Genomic DNA, 12942 nt, shown 5'->3' on the forward strand with positions numbered 1-12942 from the left:
AAGGGGCTACTCGTTTCTTCAGCGAGGGAGTGCTCTTCAGCAGGGGGTGCACTTCAGCAGGGGATGCACTTCAGCAAGGGGTGCTCTTCAGCGAGGGGGTGCGGAGGTCGCTTCAGTCCTTCACGGCACCGGCGGTGACGCCCGCTGCGACATAGCGCTGGGCGAGGACGAGGATGACCGCGGCGGGCAGCGAGGCCACGACGGCGGTGGCCATGATGGCGTTCCACTCCTGGTTGTTGTTGCCGATGTAGTGGTAGATGCCGAGCGTGATCGGCTCGTGGGCACCGCCGTTGACGAGCGTGCTGGCCAGCACGAAGTCGGACCAGGACCACAGGAACGCGAACAGCGACACCGTGACGACGGCGTTGCGGCTCATCGGCAGGACGATCGACCAGAAGGTGCGCAGCGCCCTCGCTCCGTCCATCTGCGCGGCCTGGATCAGCTCGCCGGGGATGCCGGACATGAACGCGGTGAAGATGAGCACCGCGAAGGGCACGGCCAGGGTGGAGTCGGCGACGATCAGGCCGGGGACGGACTGGAGCATGTGGAGCTGGAGGTAGATGGCGTAGAAGCCCATCGCCATGATGATGCCGGGGATCATCTGCGCGGCCAGCAGCAGGAAGCTCAGGACGCCGCCGCCACGGGGCCGCAGCTTGGCCAGGGCGTAGCCGGCGGGTGCGGCCAGGGCCACGGTCAGTACGACGGTGCCGAGCCCCACGACGAGGCTGGTGCCGAGGTACGGCAACTGCTCGTCGAGGACGGTGCGGTAGCCGGCCAGGGTGCCGTGGATCGGGAACAGGTCCGGTGGGCTCTTGCGCATGTCCTGGTCGCGGGTGAAGGACACGTTGACCATCCAGTAGACCGGGAAGAGCATGATCCCGGTCAGCAGGACACCGAGGGCCGTCTTCCATCGGGTCTTCCGTGTCTTCATGACATCGCCTGCTTTCTCTGCACCCGGACGTAGATCAGTCCGAAGACCAGCGCGGCGACCACGAGCAGGTTGCCGACGGCGGCGCCCGGGCCGAAGGCGGGCACCAGGTTGCCGAAGCCGAGCTGGTAGGACCAGGTGGCGAAGGTGGTGGACGAGTCGGCGGGACCGCCCTTGGTCATGATCCAGATGATGTCGAAGACCTTGAGCGTGTAGACGAGGCCCAGCAGCAGGGTGATCGCGGACACCGGGCGCAGCAGCGGGAAGGTGATGCGCCAGAACCGCTGCCAGGCGTTCGCGCCGTCGATGGCGGCGGCCTCGTGGAGCGAGGCCGGGATGGACTGGAGGCCGCTGTAGAGGACGACCAGGTTGAAGGGGACACCGATCCAGACGTTGGCGATGATCACCGAGGCCAGCGACCAGTCCGGTGAGGTCAGCCAGTTGACCGGGTCGATGCCGACCGCGCTCAACAGGGCGTTCACCACGCCCGATTCGCTGTTGAGCATCCAGGACCAGGTGGAGGCCGACACGATCAGCGGCAGCAGCCACGGCACCAGGAACAGGGCGCGCAGGGTGGCCGAGAGCCGGAAGTGCTGGTTGAAGAAGACCGCGAGGGCCAGGCCGAGGGCGTACTGGAAGACCAGGCACACGGCGGTGAAGACCACGGTGTGCAGCAGGGCCGGCGCGAAGGTCGGATCGTCCAGGACGGTGCGGTAGTTGGCGAGGCCGGTGAAGGGCGCGTCGCCCTGGACGAAGGAGCGGACGGTGTAGTGGCGCAGGCTCAGGTCGAGGTTGCGGTAGAGCGGATAGGCGTAGAAGAGCAGGAGGTAGAGGGTGACCGGGGTGAGGAAGGCCCAGGCCGCCCACTGCTGGGAAGTCGGACGGCGGCGGCGCGGTGCGGTGGGGGCCGGGCCACCGAGCGTGGCCCGGTGGTCCGACTTCTGGAGTGTGGCACTCATCAGATCGCCCTGACGTGGGGTCACTTGACCGCGGACTGGGCGGCGGCCAGCGCGTCCTTCGGGGACTTCGAGCCGCTGAGGGCGGACTGGACGGCCTTCCACATCTGCTCGGAGATCTTCGGGTACTTGGTGCCGAGGTCGTCGCTGGTCCGCCCCTTGGCGGCCTTGACCGCGTCGACCCACGGCTTCAACTCGGCGTTCGCCGCGACCTGCTTGGCCTGCACCTCACTGGTGGGGGCCACGTAGGACAGGGTCGTGTCGGTGTCGTAGAGGTGGTCGGTGCTGGTCAGACAGGCGACGAGCTTCTGCGAGGTGGCGTAGCGCTCGGTGTCGCTCTGGACGGGGAGGGTGACGAACTCGCCGCCGGTCGGGGCCGCCGCGTTGCCGCCCTTGGCGCCGGGTATCGGCAGGACGCCGTAGTCGAAGCCGGCCTTCTTGGCGTTGGCGAGCTGCCAGGTGCCGTTCTCGGCGAAGGCGTAGTCGCCGCTGGCGAACTCCTGCCAGCTGGTGGTCTGGGTGTTGTTGATGACCGAGTTGGGCGCGTACCCCTTCTTCAGCCAGTCGCTCCACAGCGCGAGCGCCGACACGCCCACGGCGGAGTCGAGTTGGGTCAGCTGGGCACCGGAGCCCCAGAACCACGGCAGGAACTGGAAGCTGCCCTCCTCGGTGCCGATCGCGGAGAACGTGATGCCCTTCTTGCCGGCCTTGTCGACCTTGGCGAGGGCCGCCGTCAGAGAGGCCCAGTCCTTGATCGAGGCGACGTCGACGCCGGCCTTCTTGAGGACGTCCTTGTTGTAGTAGAGGGCGAGGGTGTTGGCGCCGATCGGGGTGCCGTACGTCTTGCCGCCGGTCTGGCCGGCCGCCAGCAGGTTCGGGTCGACCTTGGAGGTGTCCAGCTTGTTGTCGTCGGTGGTGGTGAGCACGCCCGCCTCGGCCAGCGTCGAGACCACCGGGTTGTCGACGATGAGGACGTCCGCGGAGTTGTCCTGCTGGGCCGCCAGCAGCGCCTTGTTCGACAGGTCGCTGGTGTCGAAGGCGGTCCGCTTGACCTTCACCCCGGCCTCGGTGCCACAGGAGTCCAGCAGCTTCGCCCAGGCCGAGGTCTTGTCGAACTGCGGGTAGGGGTCCCAGATCGTGTACGTCCCACTGTCCGCCGTGTTCGAGCCACCGTCCGAGCCCGAGCCACAGGCGGTGGCGGTGCCGGCGAGGGCCAGGGCGGCGAGGGCGGCGGCGGTCAGGCGACGGTGCCTGAAAGTGCTGTTCATCGCGGGTTCCTTAACGGTTTTCGGCATGCGGGTGCCGAGGCACGGACTTTTCGGGCGGGGCGGTGCCGGGGCAGTGGGGTGCCGGGCGGAAACGGGCACGGCGGAGGGCGCCGTGGTGCGATGGCGTCGGGAAAGGGTTCCGGGCGAGCCAAGAAGCGGCGGGTCGAGAAGGGTTCCGGGCGAGCCGGGGTCAGGCGGTGCCGGCTCCCGCGGGCCCGGTGCTGGCCCGCAGCGAGATCGGCGGTGTGAGCAGATGGTGGCGGGGCGGTGCGTCGGGCTGGTCCAGTCGCTCCACGAGCAGTTCGACGGCGAGCCGGCCCAGCTCCGCCGCCGGTACGTCCGCCGCGGTGAGCCGCGGGGTCACCGTCTCCGCCCAGCGGCCGGCCACCACCCCGGTGACGGAGAAGTCGCGCGGCACATGGCGGCCCGCCTGGGCGAGCCCCCGGTAGATGCCGCCGAGGGCGGCCTCGTTTAGGGTGACCAGGGCGGTGGTGCCCGGGTCGTCGTGCAGGATGCGCTCCACGCAGCCCTGGCCCGAGGCCGCGTCGTCCCCGCAGCAGTACGTCCGGACCGTCAGCCCGCGCTCGGCCGCGGCCTTGGTGAAGCCGTCCAGGCCACGGTGCGCGGACTCGTACCCGGCCCGCAGCAGCTGCTCGGGCCGGTTGACGAAGGCGACCCGGCGGTGGCCGAGGTCCGCCAGGTGGTGGACGCACGCCGCCGCGAGGGCGGTGTGGTCGAGGGCCACCCACCAGGTGCCCTCGGGGTGGGCGGTGCGGCCGATGGCGACGGACGGGAAGTCCAGCTCGGCCAGGTGATCGACCCGGTCGTCGGCCAGCCTGATCTCCATCAGGATCGCGCCGTCGACCCGCCGCTCCCCCAGCATCCGCTGGAAGGAACGGTCGCTGTCGACGCCGCTGGGTGACAGCAGCACGTCGTAGTCGTAGGCCGCGGCGGCCTCGACCACGCTGCCGATGAAATCGAGCTGCATGCCCGTGTAGTGGTTCCCGGCCGGCGGGAAGACCAGCCCGATCGTGCTGGTCCGCCCGTTGGCCAGGGCACGGGCACTGGCGCTGGGCCGGTAGCCCAGCTCGTCGACGACCTGCTGGATCTTGCGGCGGGTGTCCTCCGAGACCGGGCGCTTGCCGCTCAGCGCGTAGGAGACGGTGCTCCGCGAGACACCGGCCCGCCGGGCGATCTCACCGATGTTCACGGGGACTCCTTCGTCGAAGTCGAAGCCGATTCATGCGCGAACCGCTGACGAACCGATTCACGTGCGAACCGCTGTCGAACCGGTTCGCGTGAAGTGACGGTAGGAAGGGCCCCGGCGCCTGTCAACACCTCTGACAGCATCCGGAGTTCCTTGTCCCGGGGGATTGCCCGCCCCCTGCCCCGGTGCTAGCTTGCCGAACCGGTTCGACAAGAAGATCCTCAGCACCAGTTGACCGCCGCATCCGGCGCAGTCGAACCGGTTCGAGTCGCCGAACGCAAGGATTGAGGACGCAATCCATGGCATCCCCCTCCCCCGACACCCCTTCCCGGCGCCCCACCCCGCCCGGCCCGCGCCGCGCCTCCGCCGCCGTCGCGCTGACCCTCGGCGCGGGCCTGCTCGCCGCGCCGGCCGTGCCCGCGCAGGCGGCCGAGGCCCCTCAGCCCACCGCCCGCTACACCTTCGACCAGGACGATCTCGCCTCCGGCCGCATCACCGACAGCTCCGGCAACGGCCTCACCGCGACCCTGGTGAACGGCTCCACGGCCCGCTCGGTGGACGGCACCGGCGGCGGCAAGGCCCTCTCCCTGCCCGGCGGAGCTCCCACCTCCGACGGCGCCTACGTCCGACTGCCCCGCGAGGTGGTCGGCGACGCGAACGACCTGACGGTTTCCGCCCGCGTGAAGTGGAGCGGCGAGAAGTCGTCCTGGCAGCGCCTCTTCGACCTGGGCACCAACACCACGAAGTACCTGTTCAGCACCCCGTACAACGGCAACGGACTGTTCCAGACCTCCGTGACCACCGGTGGAAACGGTGCGGAGTCCCAGGTCCGCGGCTATGCGATGCTCCCGGCGGACGAGTGGCGGACGGTCACCGTCACCCTCGACACGACCGCCGGCCGGCTGACCACCTACCTCGACGGCGTCGCGGTCTCCTCCGCCGCGACCGGCATCAAGGCCAAGGACCTGCTGGACGGTTCGGCCACGGCGGCCGGGTACATCGGCAAGTCCTTCCACCAGGACCCGCTCCTCAAGGGCGTGATCGACGACTTCACGGTGTGGCACGCGGCGTTGAACGCCGAGCAGGTGGCCGGTCTGGTGGATGCGGTGCCGACCGTCGGCGAGCTCTCGCGGACCTCCTTCGACGTCCGTACGACCGCGGGCACCGCCCCGTCCCTGCCCGCCGTCGTCCGCGCCGCCTTCTCCGACGGCTACGACCGCGACACACCCGTCACCTGGGACGCCGTACCGTCCGAGAAGTACGCGCGCCCCGGCACCTTCACCGTGGCGGGCAAGGCGGCCGGGCGGAGTGTCGAGGCGGAGGTCACCGTGGTTCGGGAGGGAGCGCTGACCGTCGACCTCGGCTCGGACACGGGCGCCTTCCACGGCGGCGCCTCCGGCACCCTGTACGGCGTGTACGGACCGGACGTCCCGACGAACAACCTGATGGCGGGCATGGGCCTGCGCACGGTCTCCACCAAGGCGCAGGACGGCCCGCAGCACCCGGGTGCCGACGCGCTGGAGGTGGTGAAGCCGCTGGCCGACTCCACCGACGGCGACGTCTACATCTACATGACGGACATCCACCGCGGCTTCCCGTACGAGTGGCCCGGCGACACCCCGGCCGAGAAGCTCAAGCTCTACGAGGAGAAGCTCGCCAAGCAGGTCGACCAGGTGCTCCGGCTGCCCGAGGAGTACCAGGACAACATCGTCTTCGTGCCGTTCAACGAGCCCGAGGGCAACATGTTCGGTACCGGGCAGTGGAGTTACGACCGGGTCAGCTGGCTCAGCAAGCCCGACGCCTACTTCGCCGCATGGGACTCCGCGTACCGGCTCATCAAGGACAGGATGCCGGAGGCCCGGATCGCCGGCCCCAACACCAGTGTCCTGTACGACCAGGTGAAGGGCTTCCTCACCCACACCCTGGCCGCCGGCACCCTCCCCGACGTCATCACCTGGCACGAGCTGAGCCACCCGGAGGCGGTGCGCGAGAGCGTCGCCCAGTACCGGGCGTGGGAGAAGGACCTGTTCAAGGGAACGGCCCGGGAGGGCACCCAACTCCCCGTCAACATCAACGAGTACGCCTTCAACTACCACACCTCGGTTCCAGGCCAGATGATCCAGTGGGTGTCCGCGATCGAGGAGTCCAAGGTCGACGCCGACATCGCGTACTGGAACATCGACGGCAACCTCTCCGACTCCGCGGTGCAGTCCAACCGCGGCAACGGCCAGTGGTGGCTGCTGAACGCGTACGCGTCGATGACCGGGCACACGGTGGCGGTGACCCCGCCGTTCCCCGGCGAGAACTACACCATGCAGGGTGTCGGCACCCTCGACGCGCAGAAGAAGCAGGCCCGGCTGATCTTCGGCGGGTCCACCGGCAAGGGCCACATCACCTTCGACCACGTGCCGAAGACGCTCTTCGGCTCCCAAGTCCACGCCTGGGTACGGGAGATCGAGTGGAGCGGTCAGGTCGGCGACAACTCCGGCCCGAAGCTCCTCACCGAGACCAACCTCAAGGTCGGTGACGACGGCAAGGTGGTCGTGGACTTCGGCGACGGCACCCTGCCGACGCTGAAGGAGTCCTCGGCGTACGAGATCGTCCTCAGCCCGGCGGGCAAGGCGAGGAGCACGCAGACCGCGCCGGTGCGCTGGCAGGGGTCCTACGAGGCGGAGGACGCCGCCCACACCGGGTCCGGTTACTCGAAGAACGGCCCGGAGGGGTCCCCGCGCGACGTGTCGAAGTTCTACACCTCGGGCGGCTACGACGTCGGCGGGCTGCGCACCGGCTCGGACGTCACGCTCGACTTCACCGTGGACGTCCCCGAGGACGGCACCTACGACCTGAGCGTCTTCGCCAACTCCCTCAACACCTACGACAAGGTGAAGGAGCAGGGCCCCACCAACGTGTTCCTGCGCGTGGACGGCAAGGCGGACGGCGAACAGGAACTCAACCTGCCGCTCGGCTACAAGTGGGTGGTCTGGGACCACACCGACACCCAGGTCCACCTCACCAAGGGCAAGCACACCCTGACGCTCGCCGCCAGGAGTCTCGACGGCAAACGCGTGACCAAGGGCGACGCCATCGTCGACCGCCTCACCCTGACGCTGCCGCACCCGTCCGCAGACACGCGGGTGTACGAAGGTGAGCTGGCCTGGCTGGGCGGCGGGGCGCGCCCCGTGTACGACCTGCCGAAGCGGGCCGCCACGGGATCGGGCGCGGCCCGGCTGGCGAAGGGCCAGACGGCCACGTTCTGGGTCTACTCCCCCGCCGACCGCGAGGCCACCCTCAAGGTCGACACCCTCGACGGCACCGGCGCCCGGCTCTCCGTCAACGGCCACGACGTCCTGCGTCTGGCCAAGGACCGCAGCACCGTCGCCGTCTCCCTCTCGGGCGGCGTCAACAAGGTGACACTGACCGGGAGTTCGAGCCCCGTGCTGGTCGACCGCCTCTCGGTCACGCCCACCGAGGGCACCCTGCCGGTGACGACGTACGAGGCCAAGGACGCCGTACTCGCGGGCTCGGCCACGCTGACCCCGCTGTCCCTGGCCACCGACGGCACGGCGATCACCGGGATCGGCGGCGCCCCGGGCAACGCCAACACCGCGCGGTTCACCGTCTCCGCGGACCGGGCCGGCCTCTACGCCCTGCGCATCCGCTACTCCAACCCCGAGCAGTCGGAGGCCACCCACTACAACCCGGACCCGCTCGCCCGCCATGCCGACATCAGCGTCAACGGCGGCGAGACCCGGCGGGTCGGCTTCCCGCACAGCTTCCATCAGAACAACTTCTGGGAGCTGACCGTCCCGGTCCAGCTGAAGAAGGGCGCGAACACCGTCACCTTCCGCTCCGAGGAGCTGCCGAACTTCGACGGCACGACCTACGCCTCGGACACCTTCCCCGGCGTACTGCTCCGCTCCCGGTACGCGCCACTGATCGACCGGATCACGGTCGCGCCGTACGCGAGGGAGGTCGGGTGAGCTGATCAGCGCGGGCGCGCCGCACCGGGCGTACGGCCGTAGCGGCCGCGGTAGACCCGGGTGAAGTGCGCCTGGCCGGCGAATCCCCAGCGGTGGGCGATCTCGGCGACCGTCAGCTGACGGGAGCCGGGATCGCCCAGCTGCTCGTGGGCCCGGGCCAGGCGTTGTTCGAGGATGTGCCGGGCGGGAGTCACGCCGGTCGGCGCGAAGACGCGGCTCAGATGCCGGTCGATGTAGGACCGGGCCATCGCCAAACGAGCGGAGGTTCCGCCGAGTCGGGGCGCCGTCAGCGAGCGGACCAGGTCCAGCACCGGCGCCGACAGCTCCGCGTGGGCACATCGTTCGGCGAAGATCTCGCGCGGGATGTCCATGAGGAGCTGGCGCATGCGGGTGGGAAAACCGAAGAGGTACGAACGCCGGGTGTCGTAGAGGACCACATCGCCCGCTCGGACGGTGAGGCAGCCGCCCTCGTGGAAGAACACCGCCTCACCGTCGGCGAGCAGGCTGACGAAGACCGAGTCCTTCGGGAGGTCCTCGCGAGCCGCAGGCCGCCCAGCCGGTAGTTGGTCTGGGTGGCGAGCAGACCGTCGCTCTCGTACGCCACGAGGGTGTGGCCCTCCCCCGGTGCCTCGTAGACGAAGTCACCGGCGTGTGCCGTCCAGGGCCGTTCCAGATCGCCTCACTTGCCGGAGATCGTGTAGGCGAAGACCTCATGCGGGTGGTAGTGCCGGTTGACGAGCCCGGCCTCCTTGGCGGGCAGGATGTCCGCCCACGAGTTGTCCTTGACGTTGATCCACAGCGGGCGCGAGCCGACGGTCTCGGTGAACGGGACGTAGTACCGGTCGTCGTCGGTGGCCACCTGGGACAGACAGACCTCGGGACCTGCCCTCCGGCTACACGCCGGCCGTCGCGTAGAAATGCGCGCGTACCCGCCGCAGCCACGCCTCCACGGCCGCCTCGTCGGGCTGCTCGGGCAGGGCCGGGCGGCTCTCGGCGAACGCCGACTCGTAGTGCGCGAGGAGCGGGCGCGCGGCCGTCGGGTCGGCGGCGACACGGTCGCCGAACTCGACGTACTCCTGCGGGTTCTCGAGGCGGATGGTGAGGCGACCGGTGGTGTACAGCTCCAGGCCCTGGTGGCACAGCCGCTTGAGATGACGGGCGTGCTTGGCGGTGCGGACGTCGGCCGCGCGGCCCTCCAGGCGGCGGAACTGCTGGGTGGCGTACCCGAGATAGGCGTCCCGGACCCGCTTGGCGCTCAGGAACGCGGTGCGCAGGCCGATGAGTTCGTCGCCGAGCGGGGTACGGACCTCGTACAACTCCGGCGGCAGCCAGGCGAGTTCCATCGCGGTCGGGTTGCCGCCGAGGGCGAGCCTGCACCACTTTGCGGCCTCGTGCAGGGTCCTGTCCGGGGCGGTGCTGACGTGCGACTCCTTCGGCCGGTGCAGGCCGTGCAGGGCCTCGGTCGGCGCGGCGAACATGCCGAGGCGGTCCACGTCTGAGCCCGCGTGGGCGAGGCCGTAGGCGGTGGAACCGACGATGCCGGACAGCAGGACGTTCGGGACGGGCATGGTCGGTCACCTCTCCTCGGGGCGGGGTCGTGTGCCCTCATTGTGGTGACCTGCGAGGATGCGGTCATCACATTTTTCGGCGCAGGGGAGTCGGCGCGGTGTTGGTCGGGGTGGGGAAGGCTTGGCGGCGGACGGCTTGTGCGGCCGTGCTGGTGAGCGTGGTGGCAGGCTGCTCCGGGGCAGGCGGGAAGGACGCCGGGCCGTCCGCGAGTCCTTCGGTGAGCGCCTCCGGGAAGGCCGAGAGCGCCGGCACGGTCGGCGGGGCCGGCTCCGCCTGTCTGCTGCCGGTCGGCTTCGACCTCGCCGCCCAATGGAAGGCGGAGGCCATCGACGGCTCGACGGCGGACGCAGGCGGAGCATCTCCTGCCGACGAGGACATGGCGGCCCTGCTGCGCCAAGGACCGGTCAGCCTGGTGTGCGAGATCGACGCCAAGCCCGCCGGGCACCTCGGCTTCCTCCGGGTGTTCACCGGGGAGGCCGGCAAGAAGCACACCGACGCCCGGGCCGTACTGGAGGCCTTCGTCACCGCCCAGGACGGGGCGCGGAAGGCGAGGTACAGCGCCTTCGAGGCGGGCGGCCTGGCCGGTGCGGAGGTCGAGTACCTCGCCACCAGCGAGCTGCTGGACGAGACGAAGCAGGAGAGCGCCTTCGCCGTCGTCACCCCGGACGGACCGGTCGTCGTCCACCTCGGCGGCGCGGACACCGCGGAGCACCAGGACATGTTCCCGGCGTTCGAGCTGGCGAGGAAGACGCTCCACACGGCCTGAACCGCCGGCCCGGCGCACCGAACGCACGCATCCCCCGAAATTGATATCCGGACAAGCTGCAACCTTTTCCTCAACCCGGTTGTCTCAACAGATATCAGGCACAGGCACATGAATCCCGGGGGACATCATGCGACGCAGCAGAACGACATGGGCCACCGTCGCCCTCATGGGTGCGGCACTCGCCGTGGCCACGGGGCCCGCACAGGCCACCACCAGCTGCCCCACCGGCTGGGGCAGCCTCGACAAGAGCCGCGCGGTCGGCAGCACGGACTCGGTGACCAACGCCAGGACCGGCAGCCACACCTGCTACGACCGGCTCGTCGTCGACATACCCGGCGCCGACAAGGCCGAGCTCGGCTATTCCGTCCGGTACGTCAGCCAGGTCCGCCAGGACGGTTCCGGCCGCGTCGTCCCGGTGACGGGCGGAGCGGTCCTGGAAGTGCGGGTCACGGCACCCGCGTACGACATCGACACCGGCTCCCCCACCTATCCCGGCCGCACGGGCCGTCCGCTCCCCGGCGTGGACCTCGACGGATACCGCACCTTCCGGGACGCCCGCTTCGTCGGCAGCTTCGAAGGGGACACGCAGTTCGGCCTCGGCGTCCGCGCCCGGCTGCCGTTCCGGGTCCAGCGCGTCGACGACCGGATCGTGGTGGACGTCGCCCACACCTGGAGGTGAACCGCCGAGTCCTACGCTCCCGTGTAGAAGGCGATCGTCGCCGCGGTCGTGGACTCGACCGCCTTGGCGTCGGCGCCCGACGCACGGTACGCCGTGCCCCAGGCGTTGCCGGAGATCGTCGCGCACCGCTTGCCCTCGTCGGAGAGCTGCCAGGCCACCGACTCCTCCTGGGTCATGGCTCCGCCCGCGAGATGCAGGCCGAGACCGAGGGACATCAGGTCCCAGCCGACTCCGGTGGCGCCCGGGCCGTACTGGTCCCAGAACGCGTCCGGTACGACGGCGACGTGCTCCAGCACGAACACGGTCCGCCCGTCGCCCTCGGGCGTCAGCCGCACCTCGACCTCACTGAAGCCCGGGTCGGGTCCGAACAGCCAGCTCACCCGCAGCCGCTCCGGCGCCTCGCACTCCAGGATCTCGCCGCCCGCCTGGCCCTCCAGCTGATAGTGGCCGCCGACCTTGAAGTCCCCGCTGACCGGCAGGAACCAGCGGCTGATCCGCTCGGGGGAGGTGACCGCGTCCCAGACGTCGGCGATGCCGGCGTCGTAGGTGCGCCGCAGCAGGACGGTGCGGGCGTCACCCGCGTCGACCTTGCGGGTGCCGACCTCCCGGTGCAGCCGCTTGATCTCCTCGACGAAGTCAGTCATCTCCGCTCGCTTCCTCTCTCAGCCTGCGCTCACGCCGACCGCGCGCGAGCTCCGTCCCCAGCGCGTCGAGGCGCTGCTCCCAGAACCCCCGGAACCGGTCCAGCCAGACGTCCACCTCCCGGAGGGGCTCGGCCTGGACGGCGTACAGCCGTCGCGTTCCCTCGGCGCGCACGGACGCGAATCCGCTCTCCCGCAGCACCCGCAGATGCTGCGAGACGGCCGGTTGGGAGATCCCGAACTCACTCCGGATCACCGCGCTGACCTCGCCCGACGTCTGCTCACCCGTGGCGAGCAGCTCCAATATCCGGCGCCTGACCGGATCTCCCAGTACGTCGAAGGCGTGCACGATCCCGACTATGCCACGAGCCACTTATATAAGGCAACTCTTATATAAGAACGTTGGTCGGCTCAGTCGCCGGTCTCCCGGAGCAGATACCGGATCGAGGCGCCGACGACCGCCAGCCACACCCCCGTCACCGCGACCGGCCCGCCGATCAGGTCGCCGTACTTGTAGGACGGGAGCGCGAGGACCACGGCGAACCAGGTGACGAGGCCCCATCCGGCGAGCGAGCGTGGCAGTTCGCGGCGCGCCCGGAACACGACGACACCGCCGGCGCCGACGCCGTAGAGCCCGGCGGCGAGCACGGCGAGGGCAAGGGCGGCGTCGAACGCCGGGTCGTCCCGGGTCGCCCAGACCTCATGCGCGGTCAGCACGGTGAAGGCGCCCACCAGCACCGCGCCCGTCCCCCACACCCGGCGCCACACGGCCCGTCGGCGGCGACGGATCTCCTGGTACGTCAGTCCCTCGGTCCGGCGGCGCTCGGCGTGCTCCCGGGAGCGGCGCGCCTCTCGAACGCGCGCCCTGCGCCTGCGGATCTCGCGCCGCCTGCGCCGCTCGGCCGTGTCGCCCCATGGTCCGGGCATCAGCAGACTCCCCCCGTCGCC

13 protein-coding genes are annotated in these 12942 nt (G+C 70.2%); 3 read left to right on the forward strand and 10 right to left on the reverse strand.

The features are described 5' to 3' along the window. Window positions 1–112: 112 nt before the first annotated feature. From CRP56_RS02760 to CRP56_RS02775, 4 genes are all read right to left on the reverse strand, one after another. Window positions 113–931, reverse strand: a complete 819-nt coding sequence (locus tag CRP56_RS02760) for a carbohydrate ABC transporter permease (RefSeq protein ID WP_097259818.1) — start codon at window positions 929–931, stop codon at window positions 113–115. Further along, entirely contained in the window at window positions 928–1887 is a 960-nt protein-coding gene (locus CRP56_RS02765; RefSeq protein WP_097273656.1) for a carbohydrate ABC transporter permease, read from the reverse strand. Before CRP56_RS02765 ends, CRP56_RS02760 begins: the two co-directional genes overlap by 4 nt. Before the next feature lie 20 nt (window positions 1888–1907). Beyond that, complete coding sequence (locus CRP56_RS02770; protein WP_097259819.1) at window positions 1908–3152, reverse strand: sugar ABC transporter substrate-binding protein; 1245 nt, start codon at window positions 3150–3152, stop codon at window positions 1908–1910. Window positions 3153–3342: 190 nt separating this feature from the next. Beyond that, on the reverse strand, window positions 3343–4362 hold the full coding sequence (locus CRP56_RS02775) for a LacI family DNA-binding transcriptional regulator (RefSeq protein ID WP_097259820.1): 1020 nt from the start codon (window positions 4360–4362) through the stop codon (window positions 3343–3345). 296 nt (window positions 4363–4658) lie between these two features. Here CRP56_RS02775 and CRP56_RS02780 point away from each other — a divergent pair, with 296 nt between their 5' ends. Next, complete coding sequence (locus CRP56_RS02780) at window positions 4659–8339, forward strand: LamG-like jellyroll fold domain-containing protein (RefSeq protein WP_097259821.1); 3681 nt, start codon at window positions 4659–4661, stop codon at window positions 8337–8339. A 5-nt stretch (window positions 8340–8344) separates the two neighbouring features. Here CRP56_RS02780 and CRP56_RS02785 read toward each other — a convergent pair whose 3' ends face one another. From CRP56_RS02785 to CRP56_RS02795, 3 genes are all read right to left on the reverse strand, one after another. Further along, window positions 8345–8821 (reverse strand): helix-turn-helix transcriptional regulator, encoded by a 477-nt coding sequence (locus CRP56_RS02785; protein WP_257039997.1) that lies wholly within the window; start codon window positions 8819–8821, stop codon window positions 8345–8347. Between the two features lie 197 nt (window positions 8822–9018). Then, a complete protein-coding gene (locus CRP56_RS02790; protein WP_179850900.1) occupies window positions 9019–9198 on the reverse strand; it encodes a hypothetical protein in 180 nt (59 codons plus the stop codon). A 34-nt stretch (window positions 9199–9232) separates the two neighbouring features. Continuing rightward, a complete protein-coding gene (locus tag CRP56_RS02795; protein ID WP_097259822.1) occupies window positions 9233–9907 on the reverse strand; it encodes a nucleotidyltransferase domain-containing protein in 675 nt (224 codons plus the stop codon). Window positions 9908–10125: 218 nt separating this feature from the next. Here CRP56_RS02795 and CRP56_RS02800 point away from each other — a divergent pair, with 218 nt between their 5' ends. Together CRP56_RS02800 and CRP56_RS02805 are read left to right on the forward strand one after the other, a co-directional pair. Further along, window positions 10126–10674 carry a lipoprotein gene (locus tag CRP56_RS02800; RefSeq protein WP_373559624.1) on the forward strand — a complete coding sequence of 183 codons (549 nt, stop codon included), beginning with the start codon at window positions 10126–10128 and terminating at the stop codon, window positions 10672–10674. Window positions 10675–10801: 127 nt separating this feature from the next. Next, window positions 10802–11353, forward strand: coding sequence for an AMIN-like domain-containing (lipo)protein (locus CRP56_RS02805; protein WP_097259824.1), 552 nt, complete (start codon window positions 10802–10804; stop codon window positions 11351–11353). Window positions 11354–11364: 11 nt separating this feature from the next. On the opposite strand, the gene CRP56_RS02810 is transcribed toward CRP56_RS02805, so the two are convergent. From CRP56_RS02810 to CRP56_RS02820, 3 genes are all read right to left on the reverse strand, one after another. Beyond that, window positions 11365–11997, reverse strand: a complete 633-nt coding sequence (locus tag CRP56_RS02810; protein WP_097259825.1) for an SRPBCC family protein — start codon at window positions 11995–11997, stop codon at window positions 11365–11367. Further along, a complete protein-coding gene (locus CRP56_RS02815) occupies window positions 11990–12343 on the reverse strand; it encodes an ArsR/SmtB family transcription factor (RefSeq protein WP_097273658.1) in 354 nt (117 codons plus the stop codon). The genes CRP56_RS02810 and CRP56_RS02815 overlap by 8 nt, the downstream gene beginning before the upstream one ends. Window positions 12344–12405: 62 nt before the next feature. Next, window positions 12406–12921: a hypothetical protein gene (locus CRP56_RS02820; RefSeq protein ID WP_143664889.1), complete on the reverse strand. Its 516-nt coding sequence runs from the start codon at window positions 12919–12921 to the stop codon at window positions 12406–12408. Window positions 12922–12942: the final 21 nt, after the last annotated feature.

This window comes from Streptomyces sp. TLI_55 (assembly GCF_900206255.1).
Taxonomy (GTDB): domain Bacteria; phylum Actinomycetota; class Actinomycetes; order Streptomycetales; family Streptomycetaceae; genus Streptomyces; species Streptomyces aquilus.